The sequence below is a fragment of the Flavobacterium salilacus subsp. salilacus genome (genome assembly GCF_004634195.1).
Lineage (GTDB): Bacteria > Bacteroidota > Bacteroidia > Flavobacteriales > Flavobacteriaceae > Flavobacterium > Flavobacterium salilacus.
The window spans coordinates 198741-219922 of the sequence record NZ_SKBP01000002.1; the positions used below are offsets into that span (position 1 = coordinate 198741).

The following is a 21182-nucleotide window of genomic DNA, read 5'->3' on the forward strand; positions in this document are numbered from 1 at the left end:
ACCATAAATAGTTGTATTTTTACGGTTCAAAATTTATAAGCGCTAATGGGTAAAATCATCGCTATTGCCAACCAAAAAGGCGGCGTAGGCAAAACAACAACATCAGTAAATTTAGCGGCATCGCTGGGTGTATTGGAAAAAAAAGTACTCTTAATAGATGCTGATCCTCAGGCAAATGCAAGCTCCGGTCTTGGCATTGATGTCGAAGCCGTAACTGTGGGTACTTATCAATTGTTGGAGCATAGCATCACACCCGAAGAAGCAATTGTATCTTGTACGGCTCCTAATGTTTCTGTAATACCGGCACATATAGACCTTGTAGCTATAGAAATAGAGCTTGTAGATAAAGAAAAAAGAGAATATATGCTGAAACAGGCATTAGAGAACATAAAAGACAAGTATGATTATATCCTGATAGATTGCGCACCATCATTAGGGCTGTTAACCCTTAATGCGCTTACGGCAGCCGACTCTGTAATTATACCCATACAATGCGAATATTTTGCACTGGAAGGTTTAGGAAAACTATTAAACACTATAAAAAGTGTACAAAAAATACACAATCCTGCGTTAGATATAGAGGGACTTTTACTAACTATGTATGATGCAAGGCTACGACTGAGCAACCAAGTGGCAGAAGAAGTGCAAAAGCATTTTAGCAATATGGTTTTTAAAACCCTTATACAACGAAATGTAAAGCTAAGCGAAGCGCCAAGCTATGGCGAAAGCATTATAAATTATGACGCTACCAGCAAAGGAGCAAGTAACTATCTGCACCTGGCAGAAGAGATAATAAAGAAAAACAGTACCGTAGGTTTATGACAAAAGCAGTAAAAAAACAAGCACTGGGCAGAGGATTATCAGCATTATTAAAAGATCCTGAAAACGATATTAAATCGGCAGAAGATAAAAATGCAGATAAAGTGGTAGGCAATATTATTGAGCTTGATATTGATGTTATAGAAATAAACCCTTTTCAGCCCAGAACTAACTTTAATGAAGAATCGCTCACCGAGTTAAGCTCTTCTATTAAAGAATTGGGTGTAATACAACCTATTACCGTAAGGAAACTCGATTATAATAAATACCAGCTAATATCAGGAGAGCGACGTCTTCGTGCCTCTAAAATGGCAGGGCTTACACACATACCTGCTTATATAAGGCTGGCTAACGATAATGAATCGTTAGTTATGGCATTGGTTGAAAATATCCAGCGTCATGATCTTGACCCTATCGAGATAGCACTTTCTTACCAGAGACTTATAGATGAAATACAACTTACACAGGAGCAAATGAGCGAGCGTGTAGGCAAAAAACGTTCTACTATAGCCAATTACCTGCGCTTATTAAAACTTGACCCAATAATACAAACCGGTATTCGTGATGGTTTCATAACAATGGGGCATGGCCGTGCTATAATTACTATAGAAGATCACGATGCGCAGGCTGATATCTACCAAAAAATAGTGAGCCAAAATCTTTCGGTAAGAGAAACGGAAGCATTAGTAAAAAACTATCAGGAAAGCCTTAAACCTGCTACGGCAAAACCCGCAGCAAAATCGAATGCTTTTGCAGTAGAAGAAAATCAGCAAAAAGCAATTACTGAATTTTTCGGGGCAAAAGTAGATGTAAAAATAGATACTAAGGGAAAAGGAAAAATAACAATACCTTTCCACTCCGAAGAAGATTTCAACAGGATTATAAAACTTATACAGCGTTAGTGAGAAACAAGCTTTTCATATTCATACTACTTTCAGTATTCTCATCTGCCCCACTATTGGCACAGGACGACGATTTAAAAACCAATATTGTGGTTAAGGATTCCGTTGCGCTGAAACCTTATACTATAGACCCGCTTGCACCCTCTAAGGCCGCCTTCTACTCGGCAGTATTACCGGGGCTTGGGCAGGTGTATAATAAAAAGTACTGGAAAGTACCCGTTGTTTATGGGGCTATGGGGCTTAGTTTGTATTATTATAACTTCAATAATAAAAAATATCACGAATACAGAGATGCCTACCGAGATAAGCTCGCCGGACGTGAAGTAACGGGCGAACTGGCTCCGCTTACCGAAGACAGGCTTATAAGCGGGCAACGCTTTCATCAGCGTAATCGCGACCTCTCTATGCTGATAACCGTAGGGCTTTATGTACTTAATATAGTTGAAGCCAACGTAAATGCACACTTAGGGCAGTTTAACGTAAATGAAAACCTCTCTTTATATCCTAAACTGGATCAAAACGAAATAGATAATAACTATCATATGGGGCTTACCGTCAACTATCAATTTTAGTACATTATGAAAATTGCACTTTTAGGTTATGGGAAAATGGGCAAAGTGATAGAACGTATTGCACAGGAAAGAGGTCATGAAATAGTATTGCGAAAAAAAAGTACTGATTGTTTTGAGGGTTTAGAAAAAGCTGATGTTGCTATAGATTTTAGTGTACCCAGTGCAGCAGTTAGCAATATAACAGCATGTTTTAATAAAAACATCCCCGTAATAAGCGGCACTACCGGATGGCTGGAACATTATGATGAAATGGTACAGCTTTGCGAAACTAAAAAAGGAGCTTTTATATACGGCTCAAATTTTAGTTTGGGAGTCAACATTTTTTTTGAGCTTAATGTACAGCTTGCCAAAATGATGTCGAAACTGGAACAGTACAATGTTTCGATGGAAGAGATACACCACACCCAAAAACTTGATGCACCAAGCGGCACAGCTATAACACTTGCTAACAGTATTATTGCCAACAGCAATTATTCGGGCTGGGCTATTGAAAACAAAAAAGAAAACGATATTTTTATTGATGTAAAAAGGGAGGAAAACGTTCCCGGCACACATACGGTAACTTATAATTCTGATGTTGACAGCATCGAAATTAAGCATACCGCCCACAGTCGCGAAGGTTTTGCTTTGGGTGCCGTTATTGCTTCCGAATGGCTGATTGGTAAACAGGGCGTATTCAGTATGAAAAATGTTTTAGGGTTACATGAGTAACAAATTAGTATAAAAAGATACTTATATAAAAAATACACATAAGAGATGACACTATCAGAATGGTTAATATTTATACTGGCGGTACAAGTAGTACACTTTTTGGGTACATGGAAGTTATACCAAAAAGCGGGCAGAAAACCTTGGGAAGCAGCCGTGCCTATTTATAATGGCGTAGTACTAATGCGTATTATTAACCGACCCCGCTGGTGGGTTTTGTTATTGTTTGTACCTGTTGTAAACCTTATCATGTTTCCTGTAGTATGGGTAGAAACGCTGAGAAGTTTTGGTAAAACCTCCATTACAGATACATTACTGGGCGTTCTTACATTCGGCTTATATATTTATTATATAAACTATAGTGGTAATGCAGATTATCGTCCTGAAAGGGAATTAAAAGCCAAAAGCAAATCGGGCGACACGGTAAGCTCCCTACTCTTTGCCATAGTAGTTGCTACAGTTGTGCATACCTATGTGATGCAACCTTTTACCATACCCACCTCATCGTTAGAGAAAACCCTCCTTGTTGGTGATTTCCTTTTTGTAAGCAAGTTTCATTACGGAGCAAGAACACCTATGACTACCGTAGCTGCACCAATGGTGCACGATACTATACCGTTGGCAAATATAAGATCATATACTAACAAACCGCAGCTACCCTATTTTAGATTTCCCGGATTTGAAGAGGCTGAAAAAAATGATATTGTAGTTTTTAACTGGCCTGTAGATACCGTTCGGTTTTTTAGAGATAAAAACAGTATTGGGGTACGTAAACCCATCGATAAAAAGTCGAACTATGTAAAACGCTGCGTAGGCAGACCGGGCGATACATTGAGTATAAAAAACGGTATAGTGTATATCGATGGTAAACAGCTTATTTTGTCAGATAGAGCAAAACCGCAGCATTTTTATCCTTTAGAGGCAAAAGGAACAATCACTCAAAATTTTCTTGATAAGTATGACATTACCGAAATAAGGTATTATTATACGATTAAGGAAAAACTTTGGGACAACCCTGATGTTAAAAAATACCTGACCAGCGAAGAAGTAGATGCAACGCTTATTGAGCTGCAAAGAGATTCTGTAAACGTAGAGGTTTTTGGATACATTAAGGATGAGTTCTTACAAAAATTGGGCATGAATATGTTGAGGAACAAACTCCAGGTAAATGTTACTGATGATAAAGTAACTGCCCTTAAAGCTGACCCTTTTGTAAAAGAGATAAAGGATACTTATATGTACCCGCCATCGCCGGAGATATTCCCTTACACAAAACCTACATGGAGTGTAGATAATATGGGACCCATATATATACCGCAAGAAGGTAAAACCGTAGCGCTTAATGAAGAAACCCTGCCGTTTTATAAAATGATTATTACCGAATATGAAAATAATGACCTTAAAGTAAACGGTAATGAAATAAGGATAAACGGAGAGGTTGTTGACAGTTATACTTTTAAACAAAACTATTACTGGATGATGGGAGATAACCGTCATAACTCCGAAGATAGCCGCTATTGGGGCTATGTACCTGAAGACCATATTGTGGGTAAACCTGTATTTATATGGCTGAGTCTCGACCAAAACGAACCCTGGAGCAACTTTGGTAAAAAAGTTCGCTGGAACAGGATGTTTACTACTGTAAGCGGTACAGGCGAGCCGGTATCTTACTTTAAGTACTTTATAATTGCTCTTGTAGCTTGGTTTACGTATGATTATTTCAGAAAAAACAAAAAGAAAACGAAAGATAGTTAATCTGTTTTTTTGAAAATTTGGTAATCTGAAGATGTACACATTTTCCTTTGAAAAATTAGAAGTTTGGGTAGAGGCAAAAGCTTTTACAAAGGTTATCTATGAGATTACCAATTCATTTCCTGATTCCGAGAAGTTCGGATTAACTTCACAAATTCGCAGAGCTTCTGTTTCTGTTTGCTCAAATATAGCTGAAGGTTCAGCAAGGCATTCATTTAAAGACAAAGCCCATTTCTCGACAATGGCGTTTAGTTCGGCAATAGAAGTTCTGAACCAATTAATAATTTCATCTGAATTAAATTTAATTATTGAAACCGATTATATAAAGTTAAGAAGTATGCTTGAAAGCATTACCAATAAAATTAATGCTTTAAGAAATTATCAAATCCGCCAAATAACCAAATAATCAATTTCAAGAAATGCACATTCTACTACATCCTACCTACTTCCCTTCTATCAGTCACTTTGTGGCTATGGCAAAGGCAAATGCGGTAACTTTTGAGGTTGAAGACAACTTCCAGAAGCAAACCAACAGGAACAGGATGTATATATATAGTCCAAACGGTATCCAACTGCTCAATATTCCTGTAAAGCACAGCAAAACGGCACATCAAAAATTTAAGGATACTAAAATAGAGCAGGCTTTTGACTGGCGTAAACAGCATTTTAAATCGCTTGAAGCTGCTTACAGGACTTCGCCCTTCTTTGAATATTTTGAAGACGATATACGCCCGTTATTTGAGAAAAAGCATACATATATGATGGATCTTAACTTTGAAGCGATGGAGATTGTTACCGATTGTTTGGGAATGGACTTTTGTTATAATAAAACCACAGAGTATTTTCATGAAGTGAGTAATCTGGACGATTACCGCCATCTAGCTAATGGTAAAAAAGATAGTGGTGTTTTTGAACCTTACACACAAGTTTTCGGAGAAAAGCATGGTTTTATTAACAATCTCAGCGTACTCGATCTGCTTTTTAACGAGGGTCGCCATGCAATGGATTATTTAAAAAGCCAAGTATTGTAGGTTTTATTCTTTCTGTCTCTCCGTTACCGGAGTAATAGCCATACGTGCCATTATAGGAAAATGATCAGAGTTTACTATGGTATCAAAAGTGGTAAATGATTTTATTTCAAAATTATCATCAGAGAACACATAATCTATCCTTGCAGGATAATATTTAAAATTATACGATTTTCCAAACCCGCTGCCTACCTCCTCAAAAACATCATTCATATCTCCTTTCACGCTTCTATATACATAGGAGAAAGCACTGTTGTTAAGATCTCCGCAAATAATAACAGGATATTTACATTCTTTTTTATGCTTTTCTATCAGTTCTGCCTGTAGCTGCTGTTTAGTAAACGCTTCGCTAAGTCGTTTAAAAATAACTTTCGATTTCTCTTCATCTATTGTTTCATGAATATCGGGGCTTATTTTTATAGACTGCATGTGCATGCTGTAAACCCTTATAGTATCATTCCCTTTTTTCAAATCGGCATAGATAACATTGTTGCTGGAATTAGGAAATTTAATATCTCCTTTACTCACTATGGGAAACTTTGAATAAATAGCCTGACCTGTTTTATGAGTGTCCTCGCTTGAAAAAATGTACTTATGTTTATAGTTATTAAAATATACATTATCTAACGGTGCATATTCCTGAAAACACAATACATCGGGATTATGCTTACGCACAAAACTTTTTATACTGTCAGTAATATTTGCATTCGGTACCCATTTGTATAAATTAAACATTCTTACATTATAACTCATCAATGTAAAATCGTCTTGGTGTACGGGTAGCTCCTCCTGAGAAAATTTATAAAACTTACTTATAAATGTAATGCCCAGAAGCAGGACAATGCCCGAAAGCAGCATTTGTTTTTTAAACTGTAGCAACCAATATAAAAAAAACAGGAAATTAAATACCAACATTAACGGCAAGAGCAGTGTAAATACTGATAGTATAGGGAATATATTTGGGGCTAAAAAAGGTAAAATATAAGCCACGAACGTCAACACGGTTAGTACCATATTGAAGAAAAGCATAACTTTATTAAACCAAGAAAGTTTTTTCATTATAACTGCCTTTGCAAGCCCAAAGCTACTTATTTATTTGCCAACTTTAAATAAAAATTCTTTTTCCTCTTTGGTAAGGCTGTCATATCCTGATTTACTTATTTTATCCAGTATATCATCTATCTGCTGCTGCGTAAGATCTTTAGGTTGAGTAGTTGTTTTTTTATTATACGGCGCAGGATTGCGGTGTACTTTTTTAAAAGTATGTTTCTGTTTAGGCTTAAAAATATTTTCAAAAAAAGTAATACTATTAGAAACTCCCTTGCTCAGATCCGTTCCGTTTTGAAGTAACTTTATATAAATATAACCAAACAATGCACCTGCCAAGTGAGCAATGTGCCCGCCTGTATTTTCTACAGAAACATATATTAAATCAGACACTATAAAAAAAGCAGCAATATGCCATAGTTTAATAGTCCCTATAAGAGGCATGCGCACCGGGTAATATGGAGCATATACGGCTGACGCAACAAGTATTGCCATTACTGCTGCCGAAGCGCCTACCATAGGCGCTTTAACCCCTCTTACAAGAGGGAGTAATTCATAACCCAGAATAAACACTAATCCTGCAAATATTGCCGATAGAATATAAAGTCCGAAAAGTTGCTTTTGCGTAAAAAAAGTCAGGAACATCCTGCCTGCAAAAAAAAGCCATAACATATTGAAAAAAACATGCAGAAATCCGCTGTGTAAAAATGCATAGGTAACAAGCGTCCAAGGCTTCCATAGCAAATCAGCAGGATCGGATGATAAACTCAACCAGTTTTGAGTTCCGCCCACAGTCCAGTCTAAAGCAGGTACCAAAATACCTCCCAGCTTTAAAAGGCTGAATACAATAAAAGGAATTATAAACAAGCCTACATTCCAAAAAATAAGCCTTTGGGTTATGCCCCCTATTTTATATTCTGATTTTAAATCGTCTAAAAGTCCCATGACATTAATTCCAACGGTTATTATTAAACTGGTTCTTTTTCCAGTACCACATTATTATAAAACCTACTATTGCTCCGCCAAGGTGGGCAAAATGCGCTATCCCGTCACCGCCACCGCCTCCAAAAATAGATTGTCCTCGCAAACCAAGAAACAAGTCCATTATTAATAATCCCGGTACAAAATATTTTGCTTTAATAGGAATTGGTAAAAATATAAGCATTAATTCGGCATTCGGAAACATAAAAGCAAAGGCAACAATTATACCATACAAAGCTCCTGAAGCACCCAGCATAGGTGTTTGATTCAATACAGCACCGTTAAACAGGCTATCGTAGCTTTCTTGATTTAATGCATTTAATTTTCCTGTTTCTTGAAGTATCGGAATCAACTTATTTTTAAATAATTCGCCATCATAACGGTTGCCAACTACAAAATCAATATTTAATACCTGATGTAATGTTGTGTCAGACAAATTCATACCCGCAGCTCCCTCTAAAATATTTTGCATTTCAAAATAAGTAACTCCTAAATGTAATAAAGCTGCTCCCAAACCACATGAAATATAAAAAAACAAAAACTTCTTAGTCCCCCATTGTTCTTCCAGCGCACTGCCAAACATCCACAAACCAAACATATTAAACAGTATATGGCTAATACCGCCATGCATAAACATATGGGTCAATATTTGCCATACTTTAAAATCATTATTTTGAGGATAATGAAGTGCTAAATACTTATAAGCAACTTCAGCACCTATAATCTGAGTTCCTATAAAAAATATTACATTTATAATAATTAACTGCTTAACAGTTTCGGTTATTCGCATCATATTGCAAATCGTTTATCTAAGTCTTCCACACTTACCGTAATGAAAGTTGGTTTATTAAATGGAGATATACCGGGTTCTTTACAGGCAAACAATGCGTTTACCATATTCTCCTGTTCTTTTTCGCTAAGCAATGTTCCCGTTTTTACCGCAAGGCTGCGTGCCATCGATTTGGCTATGCTGTCTGTTTGGCTAAAACTGCTGTCCGGCACCTCCTGTTGCAGGTCGCTTATCAGCTCTTCCAACAGTATCGATACTTCGCTTTCCGGTACATTTACGGGTAACCCCGAAACCACAATGTGGTCGGTATTCATTTCCGAAAAAACAAAACCTGTATTTTCCAGTGCAGCCTGCATCTCTTTTATTAAATCGAGTTCCGTTTTATTATAATGCAAGATTAACGGAAACAACAACTGCTGGCTTGCTCCCTGCTGTACGGTGATGTTCTTTAAAAACTGCTCATACAATACACGCTGGTGCGCCCGCTTTTGGTCGATAATAACCATGCCCGACTTTATAGGGCTTACTATGTACTTTTTATGTATCTGATACGTTCGGTGTATCGTTTGCTCAACATCACTATCATTAAACAGCGAACCGGTTACTTCATCCTTTTCAAAATCTATGCCTTCCGCTTCCTCGGTAGCCGTTGTCAGTCCGGTATATAAACTTTCCCATGATGCGCTACGGTCGGTTTTACGAAAAGCAGGTAATGAATAATTTGAGGATGAAGCTGCTTGCGATGTTTTTACAGGCTTTTCATCTGCAAACGGGTTAAAGTTCCTATCTACATTTACAGTAGGCAGTACAGCCTCTTTATTTTCGTAGTTGTAAGGTGTATCAAGGTTAGCATCCCTTTCAAAATCGAGTACCGGAGCTACATTAAACTGCCCCAAACTATGTTTTACCGACGAGCGAAGTATGGCATACAGCGCATGCTCATCATCAAACTTTATCTCGGTTTTGGTAGGGTGTATGTTAATATCAATCGTATGGGGCGGTACTTCGAGGTAAATAAAATAACCGGGCTGACAGCCGTCTTTCAACAACCCTTCATAGGCTGCCATAACGGCATGGTGCAAATAACCACTTTTTATAAAACGGTTGTTTACAAAAAAGAACTGCTCGCCCCTGCTCTTCTTGGCAAACTCAGGTTTTATTACAAACCCCTGTATTTGCACAATTTCTGTACTCTCATTTACAGGTACTAATTTCTCATTAGTACGTCCGCCAAATATACCCACAATGCGCTGGCGTTGATTCGTCATGGGCAGGTTAAACATTTCGCTGCCGTTATGGAATAGTGTAAATGCAATATTAGGGTGCGCCAATGCTACACGCTCAAACTCATCTACTATATGGCGGAACTCAACCGTATCTGATTTCAGGAAATTGCGACGTGCGGGGATATTAAAAAACAGATTTTTTACCGCGAACGAAGTCCCTTTGGGTACTACCGCCACATCCTGGCTTACAAATTTGCTGCCTTCTATAACAATGTGTGTGCCCAGCTCTTCCTGCTCCTGCTTGGTTTTCATTTCTACATGGGCAATAGCGGCAATACTTGCCAGTGCCTCCCCCCTGAACCCTTTGGTATGCAGGTCGAATAAATCTTCGGCATGGCGAATTTTACTGGTAGCGTGGCGTTCAAAACACAATCGGGCATCGGTTACGCCCATACCCTTACCGTTGTCTATAACCTGTATAAGGGTTTTACCGGCATCTTTTACAATGAGTTTAATATCGGTACTGCCGGCATCAACTGAATTTTCCAGTAACTCTTTTACTACCGAAGCCGGACGCTGTACTACCTCGCCGGCAGCTATTTGGTTAGCAACATGATCTGGAAGTAATTGAATGATACCGGACATAAATGATGATTGATGATTTTTTTTTAAACGGACATCAAAGTTACGGAAATATTGTGAAATGGGGAAAATACTTGTTTTGCATTATTGCGGGAAATACGTAATTTGATTTAGAGGAAATTTTGTAGGTTTAAAAAAATTAAATAATACTAAAAATGAATCCAAAAGACACATTTAAAGACAATTCTTCACATTCAATAGAATGGGGTGAAGCAACATGGGATAACAGTGAATTCTCAATAAGAAACAGATATGATAATCCAAAGACAGGAAAATTCAATTATGCTGGATCAGCAGAAATTCCATGGGAAGATTTTAAAATGATGATTGAACAAAGTATCACAAGAGGTCATTTTACAGAGCCAGAATTAATTGAAATATTAAAAGAGATTGCTAAAAAATTATAATTAAAAACAAAAAAACCACTCTTTCGAGTGGATTATATATTCATATATTTTGAGCTAATTAAATTATTTTTGCTTTCTACCTATCCTGTGAGCCTTCTTCCGGGCTTTTCTCATGGGGCTTGACTGTGGAACGTATAACCATAACCTTATTCAATACATCAAACCAGTAAGGAGTACCCAGCATTGCAGCAGCGGCTGTTATAAGCCAGCCTAAAATAGAATTCATAACTCTACGCCAGTCAGTAGATGTATCATCAGTAGATTTACTCCAATAATTACTAGGTTTATCCCACCCGATGGGTAACTTTAACTCTTCCATAGCTTTCTGAGCCTGTTCATAACTAAGGGCAGATTGCTCTGTTTGGGCATTTTTATCCAATTTTTCAGCTTTCTCTAATATAAGTTTCCTCGCATTCTCATCATTAGATAGGTACTTCATAATCTTTATGGAATCAATATTTAGCCCTATTGTTACTACTAATGATATTATAAGTATTATCCATTGCGTAGATCGCTTATACCAACCCGAGACCCTATCCATAGCACTGTTATACCAGTTTTCAAGGTTAGCCTGGGTTTTATCAATGTCATCCTGTGCCATATCTAATGCATTCAGCAGTACACGCTCTATTTTAGGGTTTTTTAAATTAGAGATATTTTGGCGTATGCTGTACGTCAATTTTTGAGTTGAAGAGACCTCTCCCCGAACATCTGTGTCAGCTCCTTTAGCGGCAATATCCATAATAGCGCGGGCGAAGTTTTTGGAAGGAATATATGATGGCATATTTTTCCCTCTTACGCCGCTACTTTCTGTATAATCTCCTTTAAACAGTCCGAAGATAAGAGGGTGCTCATAGAGGTTCTTTGCAGTAACTGAGCCCAACAATTCCCTGATACCCTGCTCCAGATAGGCAGCACGGGTTTTCAATATCGATTCGATTCCTTCGCGGATAACCGCGCAAATAGTGCTTACTAAGATAAAGATGACTATTAACCCAATAGCGATTTCAATAGTAACAGATCCAAACATATAGTGTATTATTAATGATTACTAAACAACTGGACATCAAAGAAATATCAAAATAAAATTAGATTAAAAAAGAATGTTAAAATATACCCATCAGTAGGTATATTTCAAAATCGATACACTGTATAAATCTGTTTTGTAGGTATTATATAAAAGTAAAAACCCTTTCATTTCTGAAAGGGTTTTTTGCATTCTGTAACTTTATATTACGCCTGTCCGGCAGGACCAAAACTAAGCGGAAGCGAAGGCTGTTCCGTATCGTTTATTGTGCCATGGGCACTTTCAAAACGACCTATGTTTTCGCCTAACGCTTTTAGCAACCTTTTGGCATGCTGCGGCGTTAATACAATGCGCGATTTTACTTTGGCTTTAGGTGCACCTGGCATCATCGCTACAAAATCGACCACAAACTCTGACGAGGAATGGTTTATTATAGCAAGGTTAGAGTACGTTCCTTCGGCTGTTTTTTCGTCCAGTTCAATATTAATTTGTCCCGGTTGTTGTTTTTGATCACTCATTGTATTTAGTATTTAATAGTTTACTTCCTCTGTTGCAGGAATCAATAAATCATTCATCTCTTCTTTAGAGCCTACTATGATGTTATCATACTCTCTCATACCTGTACCTGCAGGTATTCTGTGTCCTACAATAACATTTTCTTTAAGACCTTCAAGACCGTCCACTTTACCGGCTACCGCAGCTTCGTTAAGTACTTTGGTAGTTTCCTGGAACGATGCCGCAGAGATAAACGACTTGGTTTGTAACGATGCCCTTGTAATACCCTGAAGTATCGGGGTAGCCGTAGCAGGAACAATATCTCTTGCCACTACCTGGTTTTTATCGTTACGTTTCAGTAGTGAATTTTCATCTCTCAACTCACGTGGCGAAATAATTTGCCCCGGTTTAAGATTTTCAGAATCACCTGCATCTTCTACTACTTTCATTCCGTATAACTTATCGTTTTCTACGATAAAGTCGCTGGTATGTATTAACTGGTCTTCAAGGAACAGCGTATCGCCCGGATCTTGTACCTGTACTTTACGCATCATCTGACGGATAACAACCTCAAAGTGTTTATCATTAATCTTCACACCCTGTAGCCTGTACACTTCCTGAATTTCGTTTACAAGATATTGTTGTACTGCAGATGGCCCTTGTATTCTTAATATATCTTCGGGAGTAATAGCTCCGTCAGAAAGTGGCAGACCTGCTTTTACATAGTCATTCTCCTGTACTAATATCTGGTTAGACAGTTTTACAAGATATTTCTTGATTTCACCAAATTTCGACTCGATAATAATCTCACGGTTACCCCTTTTAATTTTACCGAACGAAACTACACCGTCAATTTCTGATACAACAGCAGGATTAGATGGGTTACGTGCTTCAAGAAGCTCTGTAATTCTTGGCAGACCACCGGTAATATCACCCGCTTTGGATGAGCGTCTCGGTATCTTAACAAGTACTTTACCTGCTTTAATTTTCTCGCCGTTATCTACCATAAGGTGGGCTCCCACCGGAAGGTTGTACGAACGGATAAGCTCGTTATCTTTTCCGTAAATCAGTAACGTTGGTATCAGCTTTTTATTTCTTGCTTCTGAGATTACTTTCTCCTGGAATCCGGTTTGCTCGTCAATTTCAACCATATACGATTGTCCTTGCTCGATATCTTCGTAGGCTATCTTACCTGTAAATTCAGATATAATTACACCGTTATACGGGTCCCATTTACATATTATGGTTCCTTGTTCTACAAGCTGTCCGTCTTTTACATAAATGCTCGAACCGTATGGTATATTATGTGTATTTAAAAGTATTCCTGTGTTCTCGTCAACAAGTTTCAACTCTGTAGAACGCGATACAACAATATCTGTTTTGTTACCATCGTTATCTTCGCCCACAACAGTTTTAAGGTCTTCGATTTCAAGCCTACCTTTAAATTTAGTTATAATACTTGATTCTTCAGAGATGTTACCTGCAGTACCCCCAACGTGGAATGTACGAAGTGTAAGCTGTGTACCCGGCTCACCGATAGACTGTGCTGCAATTACACCAACAGCCTCTCCTTTTTGTGTCATTTTACCGGTTGCAAGATTACGCCCGTAACACTTAGCACAAATACCTTTGGTAGCCTCACAAGTTAATGGGGAGCGTACCTCTACTCTTTCTATAGGAGCTGCATTTACTGCTTTTACTTCAGCTTCTGTTATTTGCTCGCCCGCACGTATTATTACTTCGGATGTTAGCGGGTTAACAACATCTTGCAATGTTACACGCCCCAGTATTCTTTCTCCAAGTGATTCTACTATCTCTTCATTTTTCTTTAATGCCGAAACTTCAATACCTCTCAGCGTACCGCAATCTACAGAGTTTACAATAACATCTTGAGATACATCGTGCAGCCTTCTTGTTAAGTAACCGGCATCGGCTGTTTTAAGAGCCGTATCGGCAAGACCTTTACGTGCACCGTGTGTAGAGATAAAGTACTCAAGAATTGAAAGTCCTTCTTTAAAGTTAGAAAGAATCGGGTTTTCAATAATTTCACCACCACCGGCAGTCGATTTTTTAGGCTTAGCCATCAAACCACGCATACCTGTAAGCTGGCGTATCTGCTCTTTACTACCCCTCGCCCCGGAGTCAAGCATCATAAATACCGAGTTAAACCCTTGCTGGTCTTCACGGATATTTTTCATGGCAAGCTCTGTAAGCAGTGCATTGGTAGAAGTCCATACATCAATAACCTGGTTATAACGCTCGTTATTGGTAATAAGACCCATGTTATAATTCATAGAGATAGCTTCAACCTGCTCGTTCGCATCGGCAATAAGCTCTTGCTTTCTTGGCGGGATGATAATATCACCAAGGCTGAAAGATAGTCCTCCGCGGAACGCGAATTTATATCCCATGTCCTTCATACTGTCAAGGAATGCAGCAGTTGTAGGCACATTGGTAACACTTAATATCTTACCTATAATATCTCTTAATGATTTTTTAGTCAGTACCTCATTTATATATCCTGCAGCTTCAGGTACTACCTCGTTAAAGAGTACTCTTCCGGCTGTGGTTTGTATAATTTGATATACCAGCTCACCTTTATCATTAAAATCCTTAGCACGTATTTTTATACGGGCATTAAGGTGTAATTTTTCTTCGTTTATAGCAATATTAACTTCTTCGGCAGAATAGAATGTAAGTCCTTCTCCTTTTATCTTTTCTGTTTCGGTAGAAAGTCGCTCTTTGGTCATATAGTAAAGACCCAATACCATGTCCTGAGATGGTACAGTAATAGGTGCACCATTAGCAGGGTTAAGTATATTGTGCGATGCAAGCATCAATAGCTGCGCCTCGAGTATAGCCTCCGGCCCAAGCGGTAAGTGCACCGCCATTTGGTCACCATCAAAGTCAGCATTAAATGCCGTACATACCAATGGGTGTAACTGTATCGCTTTACCTTCAATAAGTTTTGGCTGGAATGCCTGAATACCCAAACGGTGAAGCGTAGGAGCACGGTTTAGTAATACAGGGTGTCCTTTAATTACGTTTTCCAGGATATCCCATACTACAGGCTCTTTCTTGTCTATAATTTTCTTAGCTGATTTTACTGTTTTTACAATACCACGCTCTATCAATTTACGGATAACGAATGGTTTGTATAGCTCGGCAGCCATATCTTTTGGAAGACCGCACTCAAAAAGTTTCATTTCGGGTCCAACAACAATTACCGAACGCGCAGAATAATCAACACGTTTACCTAACAGGTTTTGACGGAAACGTCCTTGCTTACCTTTTAATGAATCTGATAATGATTTTAGAGGTCTGTTTGATTCTGTTTTAACAGCAGATGCTTTTCTTGTATTATCAAAAAGTGAATCTACAGATTCCTGTAGCATACGCTTCTCGTTACGAAGAATAACCTCAGGAGCTTTTATCTCCATTAATCTTTTAAGACGGTTGTTACGTATAATAACCCTTCTGTAAAGATCATTAAGATCTGATGTTGCAAAACGACCACCATCTAGCGGTACAAGCGGACGAAGTTCCGGCGGTATAACAGGTATTACTTTTAGTATCATCCACTCAGGACGATTCTCTCTGTTCATGTTACTTTCGCGGAACGATTCTACAACCTGAAGTCTTTTTAAAGCTTCCGTTTTACGTTGTTTAGACGTTTCTGTATTAGCACTGTGGCGAAGGTTGTATGACAGCTCGTCAAGATCTATCCTTGCCAAAAGATCCATAATACACTCTGCTCCCATTTTAGCAATAAACTTATTAGGGTCAGTATCATCTAAATATTGATTTTCCTGAGGAAGTGTATCCAGTATGTTCAGGTATTCCTCTTCTGTAAGGAAATCCATTTTACTAAGCGGTTCTCCGTCAAGCCCTTTGGCAATACCTACTTGTATAACTACATACCTTTCATAGTATATAATCATATCCAGCTTTTTAGATGGTAAGCCAAGTATGTAGCCTATTTTGTTTGGCAACGAACGGAAATACCATATGTGTGCAATAGGCACAACAAGGTTAATATGCCCTACCCTGTCACGTCGAACTTTCTTCTCGGTAACTTCTACACCGCATCGGTCACAAACAATTCCTTTGTAACGAATTCTTTTGTACTTACCACAGGCACACTCAAAATCTTTTACCGGACCAAAGATACGCTCGCAGAACAAGCCGTCTCTTTCCGGTTTATGGGTACGATAGTTAATGGTTTCCGGTTTAAGAACCTCACCTCTTGACTCAGCAAGTATAGACTCCGGCGATGCCAGTCCTATAGATATCTTGTTAAATCTTTTAACGGTATTTTTATCTTTTAATCTCGTCATGTGATATAGATCTATCGATTTATTAAAAACACTATAAAAGGGAATGGCACAATAGTGCCACTCCCGTGGAAATTTATTCTTCTAATCTGATGTCAAGCCCAAGTCCTTTCAACTCATGCATTAACACGTTGAAAGACTCCGGTAATCCCGGTTCCGGCATGGTTTCTCCCTTAACGATAGCCTCGTAAGTTTTAGCCCTTCCGATAACGTCATCCGATTTAACAGTAAGGATTTCTCTAAGCGTGCTTGACGCACCATAAGCTTCAAGAGCCCAAACCTCCATCTCTCCGAAACGCTGACCTCCAAACTGTGCTTTACCTCCAAGAGGCTGCTGTGTGATAAGCGAGTACGGACCTATAGAACGTGCGTGCATCTTATCATCAACCATGTGACCCAGTTTCAGCATATAAATTACACCTACTGTAGCTGCCTGGTGGAAACGTTCTCCTGTACCTCCATCATAAAGATAGGTGTGACCGAAGCGAGGAATACCTGCTTCGTCAGTCAACTCATTGATTTCATCAAGTGATGCACCGTCAAAAATAGGGGTAGCAAACTTTCTGCCTAAATTCATACCTGCCCAACCTAACACGGTTTCATATATCTGACCGATGTTCATACGCGATGGTACACCAAGTGGGTTAAGTACAATATCTACAGGTGTTCCGTCTTCAAGGAAAGGCATATCTTCATGACGTACAATTCTTGCAACAATACCTTTGTTACCGTGACGTCCTGCCATTTTATCTCCTACTTTCAGTTTACGTTTTTTAGCAATGTAAACTTTGGCAAGTTTTAATATTCCTGACGGAAGCTCGTCTCCTACCGTAATGGTAAATTTCTCTCTCCTTAATGCTCCCTGAAGATCATTCAGCTTAATTTTATAGTTGTGGATAAGATCATTAACCATAGTATTGGTTTCATCATCTGTAGTCCACTGACCTTTAGTTAAGTGAGCGAAATCTTCAACAGCATAAAGCATTTTTTGGGTAAATTTCTTACCTTTCGGAAGTACTTCTTCTCCAAGATCGTTCATTACACCCTGAGATGTTTTACCATTGATGATATTAAACAACTTGTCTATAAGGCGATCTTTCAATTCATTGAATTTCACCTCAAACTCCATTTCAAGTTTGGTTAAATCATCTTTATCTTTAGTACGCTTACGCTTATCTTTTACAGCGCGAGCAAATAGTTTTTTATCTAATACTACACCGTGTAATGATGGTGATGCTTTTAATGAAGCGTCTTTTACATCACCTGCTTTATCACCAAATATGGCTCTTAGCAGTTTCTCTTCCGGTGTTGGGTCGCTTTCTCCTTTAGGAGTAATTTTACCAATAAGGATATCGCCGGGCTTAACCTCTGCACCAATTCTTATCATACCATTTTCATCAAGGTCTTTAGTAGCTTCCTCGCTTACGTTTGGTATATCGTTGGTTAATTCCTCGTTTCCTAATTTGGTGTCTCTTACTTCAAGCGAGTAGTCATCTACGTGTATTGATGTAAAGATATCATCACGAACTACTTTTTCGGATATTACTATCGCATCCTCAAAGTTATATCCCTTCCATGGCATAAATGCCACTTTTAGGTTACGACCAAGAGCAAGCTCGCCATTTTGTGTAGCATAGCCTTCGCAAAGTACCTGTCCTTTAGTAACCCTGTCGCCTTTTCTTACAATAGGTTTAAGGTTTATACTGGTACTTTGGTTAGTTTTTCTAAACTTGATAAGCTGATATGTTTTCTCATCCGAGTCGAAGCTCACGCTACGTTCACGGTCAGTTCTGTCATACTTAATAGTAATCTTGTTAGCATCTACATACTCAACAGTACCGCTGCCTTCGGCATTAATAAGTACCCTTGAATCTGAAGCTACCTGGCGTTCCAGACCTGTACCTACAATAGGCGCTTCCGGGCGCAATAGTGGTACTGCCTGGCGCATCATGTTCGATCCCATCAATGCACGGTTTGCATCATCATGTTCAAGGAACGGAATGAGCGATGCGGATATTGAGGCAATCTGGTTAGGAGCAACATCAGTATAATGTACTGCTGACGGCTCTACAACGGGGAAGTCACCTTCTTCACGAACAATAACTTTTTCAGACGTAATGGTACCATTATCGTCCATTTCAGTATTGGCCTGTGCTATAAGTTTGCCTTCTTCTTCTTCCGCACTTAAATAAGTAGGTTCAGATTTAAGATCTACCACACCATTTTCTACCTTACGGTAAGGTGTTTCTATAAAGCCCATGCCATTTACCTTTGCATATACACCAAGCGAAGATATCAAACCAATGTTTGGCCCTTCGGGGGTTTCTATAGGACATAAACGACCGTAGTGGGTATAGTGAACGTCACGAACCTCGAAACCTGCACGCTCTCTGGAAAGACCACCGGGACCTAATGCCGATAATCTTCTTTTGTGCGTTATCTCTGCCAATGGATTTGTTTGATCCATAAACTGCGAAAGCTGGTTAGTACCGAAGAATGAGTTGATAACTGACGACAATGTTTTGGCATTGATAAGGTCTATAGGTGTAAACACCTCGTTATCTCTTACGTTCATACGCTCTCTTATGGTTCTTGCCATACGGGCAAGACCTACGCCAAACTGGGCTGATAATTGCTCGCCTACTGTTCTTACACGACGGTTTGACAAGTGGTCGATATCATCAATCTCAGCTTTGGAGTTGATAAGCTCAATAAGGTATTTTACAATGGTAATGATGTCTTCTTTGGTAAGCACTTGCTTTTCCATAGAAATATCAAGACCAAGTTTTTTGTTCATTCTGTAACGACCAACTTCGCCTAGGTTATAACGCTGATCCGAAAAGAACAATTTATCTATAATGCCACGAGCAGTTTCCTCATCAGGCGGTTCTGCATTTCGCAACTGACGGTATATGTGCTCTACAGCTTCTTTTTCTGAGTTTGTAGGGTCTTTTTGTAATGTATTGTGGATAATGGCATAATCTGCCTGGTTGTTATCCTCTTTATGGAGCAGTATCGTTTTTACACTGGAATCAATGATTTCCTCAACATTATCTTTATCAATAATAGTATCCCTGTCCAGTATAATTTCGTTACGCTCTATCGATACAACTTCTCCTGTATCTTCATCAACAAAATCCTCATGCCATGTGTTAAGCACACGAGCAGCGAGTCTTCTGCCAATATATTTTTTAAGACCTGTTTTAGATACTTTTATCTCTTCAGCAAGATCAAATATTTCAAGAATGTCTTTATCTCTTTCAAATCCGATAGCCCTGAATAATGTAGTTACAGGAAGTTTTTTCTTCCTGTCGATGTAAGCATACATCACACTGTTAATATCAGTAGCAAACTCTATCCAAGAACCTTTAAATGGTATAACCCTGGCAGAATACAGTTTTGTTCCATTGGCGTGGAAGGACTGACCGAAGAAAACGCCCGGCGACCTGTGGAGCTGGGATACAACTACACGCTCTGCACCGTTGATAACAAAAGTACCACTCGGAGTCATGTAGGGTATAGTACCCAAATAGACGTCCTGTACAATTGTTTCAAAATCTTCATGCTCAGGATCTGTACAATACAGCTTTAACCTTGCCTTGAGCGGCACGCTGTAAGTAAGCCCCCTGTCAATACACTCTTCAATTGTATAGCGTGGCGGGTCAACAAAATAATCAAGGAACTCCAGTACGAACTGATTTCTTGTATCAGTAATCGGAAAGTTTTCCATGAAGGTGTTATAAAGACCTTCGTTGCCTCTTTCATCTGACTTTGTTTCAAGCTGGAAAAAATCTTTAAACGATTTTACCTGAATGTCGAGAAAATCCGGGTAATCAGGGATGTTTTTTGTTGAGGCAAAATTTAATCTTTCAGTCTGATTTGTTATCATCAATGGACAAAATTTTGATTAAAATAATAATATAGAACCGTACAAAATGTTATTATACGAAAAATGGTTTAGGCCTTTGAGAGTTCTTCTCAAGGCCTAAACCTGGAATTTTTAAACTAAGAGGGCTTATTTAAGCTCAACTACAGCTCCGGCTTCTTCTAAAGATTTTTTAAGGCCTTCAGCCTCATCTTTAGATACACCTTCTTTTACGTTTGCAGGAGCACCGTCTACTAAGTCTTTTGCATCTTTAAGACCAAGACCTGTAAGTTCTTTAACAGCTTTTACTACAGCAAGTTTAGAAGCACCTGCTTCTTTAAGTACTACAGTAAATTCTGTTTGCTCTTCAGCAACAGCAACATCGCCACCACCTACAGCAGGACCGGCAACAGCTACAGCAGCAGCAGCAGGCTCAATACCGTACTCTTCTTTTAATATTGTAGCAAGTTCGTTAACTTCTTTAACTGTTAAGTTAACTAATTGTTCTGCGAATTCTTTTAAATCTGCCATTTTTCTATCGTTTTAAATAGTTTGTAATATATAATTTATTAAGTGCGTACACATTT

Annotated in this window: 17 protein-coding genes; 8 read left to right on the forward strand and 9 right to left on the reverse strand. The window is 38.6% G+C overall.

Features of this window, described 5'->3' with window-relative positions:
* Positions 1 to 45: 45 nt before the first annotated feature.
* Genes E0W68_RS03935 through E0W68_RS03965 form a run of 7 tightly spaced genes read left to right on the forward strand, consistent with a single transcriptional unit; the run spans position 46 to position 5784 of the window.
* Positions 46 to 822 (forward strand): ParA family protein, encoded by a 777-nt coding sequence (locus E0W68_RS03935; RefSeq protein ID WP_135218108.1) that lies wholly within the window; start codon positions 46 to 48, stop codon positions 820 to 822.
* Positions 819 to 1721: a ParB/RepB/Spo0J family partition protein gene (locus E0W68_RS03940; RefSeq protein ID WP_135218109.1), complete on the forward strand. Its 903-nt coding sequence runs from the start codon at positions 819 to 821 to the stop codon at positions 1719 to 1721. The genes E0W68_RS03935 and E0W68_RS03940 overlap by 4 nt, the downstream gene beginning before the upstream one ends.
* Complete coding sequence (locus tag E0W68_RS03945; RefSeq protein WP_135218110.1) at positions 1721 to 2293, forward strand: DUF5683 domain-containing protein; 573 nt, start codon at positions 1721 to 1723, stop codon at positions 2291 to 2293. The genes E0W68_RS03940 and E0W68_RS03945 overlap by 1 nt, the downstream gene beginning before the upstream one ends.
* A gap of 6 nt (positions 2294 to 2299) precedes the next feature.
* Positions 2300 to 3004 carry a 4-hydroxy-tetrahydrodipicolinate reductase gene (dapB, locus tag E0W68_RS03950; protein ID WP_135218111.1) on the forward strand — a complete coding sequence of 235 codons (705 nt, stop codon included), beginning with the start codon at positions 2300 to 2302 and terminating at the stop codon, positions 3002 to 3004.
* Between the two features lie 45 nt (positions 3005 to 3049).
* Positions 3050 to 4756: a signal peptidase I gene (lepB, locus tag E0W68_RS03955; RefSeq protein ID WP_135218112.1), complete on the forward strand. Its 1707-nt coding sequence runs from the start codon at positions 3050 to 3052 to the stop codon at positions 4754 to 4756.
* A gap of 31 nt (positions 4757 to 4787) precedes the next feature.
* Positions 4788 to 5159, forward strand: a complete 372-nt coding sequence (locus tag E0W68_RS03960) for a four helix bundle protein (protein WP_135218113.1) — start codon at positions 4788 to 4790, stop codon at positions 5157 to 5159.
* 13 nt (positions 5160 to 5172) lie between these two features.
* Complete coding sequence (locus E0W68_RS03965; protein ID WP_135218114.1) at positions 5173 to 5784, forward strand: WbqC family protein; 612 nt, start codon at positions 5173 to 5175, stop codon at positions 5782 to 5784.
* A gap of 3 nt (positions 5785 to 5787) precedes the next feature.
* Here the strand turns inward: E0W68_RS03965 and E0W68_RS03970 are convergent, their stop codons facing one another.
* Genes E0W68_RS03970 through mutL form a run of 4 tightly spaced genes read right to left on the reverse strand, consistent with a single transcriptional unit; the run spans position 5788 to position 10470 of the window.
* Positions 5788 to 6840: an endonuclease/exonuclease/phosphatase family protein gene (locus E0W68_RS03970; protein WP_135218115.1), complete on the reverse strand. Its 1053-nt coding sequence runs from the start codon at positions 6838 to 6840 to the stop codon at positions 5788 to 5790.
* 33 nt (positions 6841 to 6873) lie between these two features.
* Positions 6874 to 7773: a rhomboid family protein gene (locus E0W68_RS03975; protein WP_135218116.1), complete on the reverse strand. Its 900-nt coding sequence runs from the start codon at positions 7771 to 7773 to the stop codon at positions 6874 to 6876.
* Between the two features lie 4 nt (positions 7774 to 7777).
* Positions 7778 to 8602 carry a rhomboid family intramembrane serine protease gene (locus tag E0W68_RS03980; protein WP_135218117.1) on the reverse strand — a complete coding sequence of 275 codons (825 nt, stop codon included), beginning with the start codon at positions 8600 to 8602 and terminating at the stop codon, positions 7778 to 7780.
* Positions 8599 to 10470: a DNA mismatch repair endonuclease MutL gene (gene mutL / locus E0W68_RS03985; protein ID WP_135218118.1), complete on the reverse strand. Its 1872-nt coding sequence runs from the start codon at positions 10468 to 10470 to the stop codon at positions 8599 to 8601. The genes E0W68_RS03980 and mutL overlap by 4 nt, the downstream gene beginning before the upstream one ends.
* A gap of 152 nt (positions 10471 to 10622) precedes the next feature.
* On the opposite strand from mutL, the gene E0W68_RS03990 reads away from it, so the two are divergent.
* A complete protein-coding gene (locus E0W68_RS03990) occupies positions 10623 to 10874 on the forward strand; it encodes a hypothetical protein (protein WP_135218119.1) in 252 nt (83 codons plus the stop codon).
* Positions 10875 to 10950: 76 nt separating this feature from the next.
* On the opposite strand, the gene E0W68_RS03995 is transcribed toward E0W68_RS03990, so the two are convergent.
* From E0W68_RS03995 to rplL, 5 genes are all read right to left on the reverse strand, one after another.
* Entirely contained in the window at positions 10951 to 11904 is a 954-nt protein-coding gene (locus tag E0W68_RS03995) for a hypothetical protein (RefSeq protein ID WP_135218120.1), read from the reverse strand.
* 203 nt (positions 11905 to 12107) lie between these two features.
* Positions 12108 to 12419: a DUF3467 domain-containing protein gene (locus tag E0W68_RS04000; RefSeq protein WP_135218121.1), complete on the reverse strand. Its 312-nt coding sequence runs from the start codon at positions 12417 to 12419 to the stop codon at positions 12108 to 12110.
* A gap of 12 nt (positions 12420 to 12431) precedes the next feature.
* Positions 12432 to 16733: a DNA-directed RNA polymerase subunit beta' gene (gene rpoC, locus E0W68_RS04005; RefSeq protein ID WP_135218122.1), complete on the reverse strand. Its 4302-nt coding sequence runs from the start codon at positions 16731 to 16733 to the stop codon at positions 12432 to 12434.
* A 73-nt stretch (positions 16734 to 16806) separates the two neighbouring features.
* Positions 16807 to 20619: a DNA-directed RNA polymerase subunit beta gene (gene rpoB, locus E0W68_RS04010; RefSeq protein ID WP_135218123.1), complete on the reverse strand. Its 3813-nt coding sequence runs from the start codon at positions 20617 to 20619 to the stop codon at positions 16807 to 16809.
* A 126-nt stretch (positions 20620 to 20745) separates the two neighbouring features.
* Positions 20746 to 21126: a 50S ribosomal protein L7/L12 gene (gene rplL, locus E0W68_RS04015; protein ID WP_135218124.1), complete on the reverse strand. Its 381-nt coding sequence runs from the start codon at positions 21124 to 21126 to the stop codon at positions 20746 to 20748.
* Between the last annotated feature and the right edge of the window lie 56 nt (positions 21127 to 21182).

What these genes read in the sequence shown, in the direction of transcription:
- E0W68_RS03935 (WP_135218108.1), top strand. Translation starts at nt 46, where the DNA reads ATGGGTAAAATCATCGCTATTGCCAACCAAAAAGGCGGCGTAGGCAAA.
- E0W68_RS03940 (WP_135218109.1), top strand. Translation starts at nt 819, where the DNA reads ATGACAAAAGCAGTAAAAAAACAAGCACTGGGCAGAGGATTATCAGCA.
- dapB (WP_135218111.1), top strand. Translation starts at nt 2,300, where the DNA reads ATGAAAATTGCACTTTTAGGTTATGGGAAAATGGGCAAAGTGATAGAA.
- lepB (WP_135218112.1), top strand. Translation starts at nt 3,050, where the DNA reads ATGACACTATCAGAATGGTTAATATTTATACTGGCGGTACAAGTAGTA.
- E0W68_RS03960 (WP_135218113.1), top strand. Translation starts at nt 4,788, where the DNA reads ATGTACACATTTTCCTTTGAAAAATTAGAAGTTTGGGTAGAGGCAAAA.
- E0W68_RS03965 (WP_135218114.1), top strand. Translation starts at nt 5,173, where the DNA reads ATGCACATTCTACTACATCCTACCTACTTCCCTTCTATCAGTCACTTT.
- E0W68_RS03970 (WP_135218115.1), bottom strand. Translation starts at nt 6,840, where the DNA reads ATGAAAAAACTTTCTTGGTTTAATAAAGTTATGCTTTTCTTCAATATG.
- E0W68_RS03975 (WP_135218116.1), bottom strand. Translation starts at nt 7,773, where the DNA reads ATGGGACTTTTAGACGATTTAAAATCAGAATATAAAATAGGGGGCATA.
- E0W68_RS03980 (WP_135218117.1), bottom strand. Translation starts at nt 8,602, where the DNA reads ATGATGCGAATAACCGAAACTGTTAAGCAGTTAATTATTATAAATGTA.
- mutL (WP_135218118.1), bottom strand. Translation starts at nt 10,470, where the DNA reads ATGTCCGGTATCATTCAATTACTTCCAGATCATGTTGCTAACCAAATA.
- E0W68_RS03990 (WP_135218119.1), top strand. Translation starts at nt 10,623, where the DNA reads ATGAATCCAAAAGACACATTTAAAGACAATTCTTCACATTCAATAGAA.
- E0W68_RS03995 (WP_135218120.1), bottom strand. Translation starts at nt 11,904, where the DNA reads ATGTTTGGATCTGTTACTATTGAAATCGCTATTGGGTTAATAGTCATC.
- E0W68_RS04000 (WP_135218121.1), bottom strand. Translation starts at nt 12,419, where the DNA reads ATGAGTGATCAAAAACAACAACCGGGACAAATTAATATTGAACTGGAC.
- rpoC (WP_135218122.1), bottom strand. Translation starts at nt 16,733, where the DNA reads ATGACGAGATTAAAAGATAAAAATACCGTTAAAAGATTTAACAAGATA.
- rpoB (WP_135218123.1), bottom strand. Translation starts at nt 20,619, where the DNA reads ATGATAACAAATCAGACTGAAAGATTAAATTTTGCCTCAACAAAAAAC.
- rplL (WP_135218124.1), bottom strand. Translation starts at nt 21,126, where the DNA reads ATGGCAGATTTAAAAGAATTCGCAGAACAATTAGTTAACTTAACAGTT.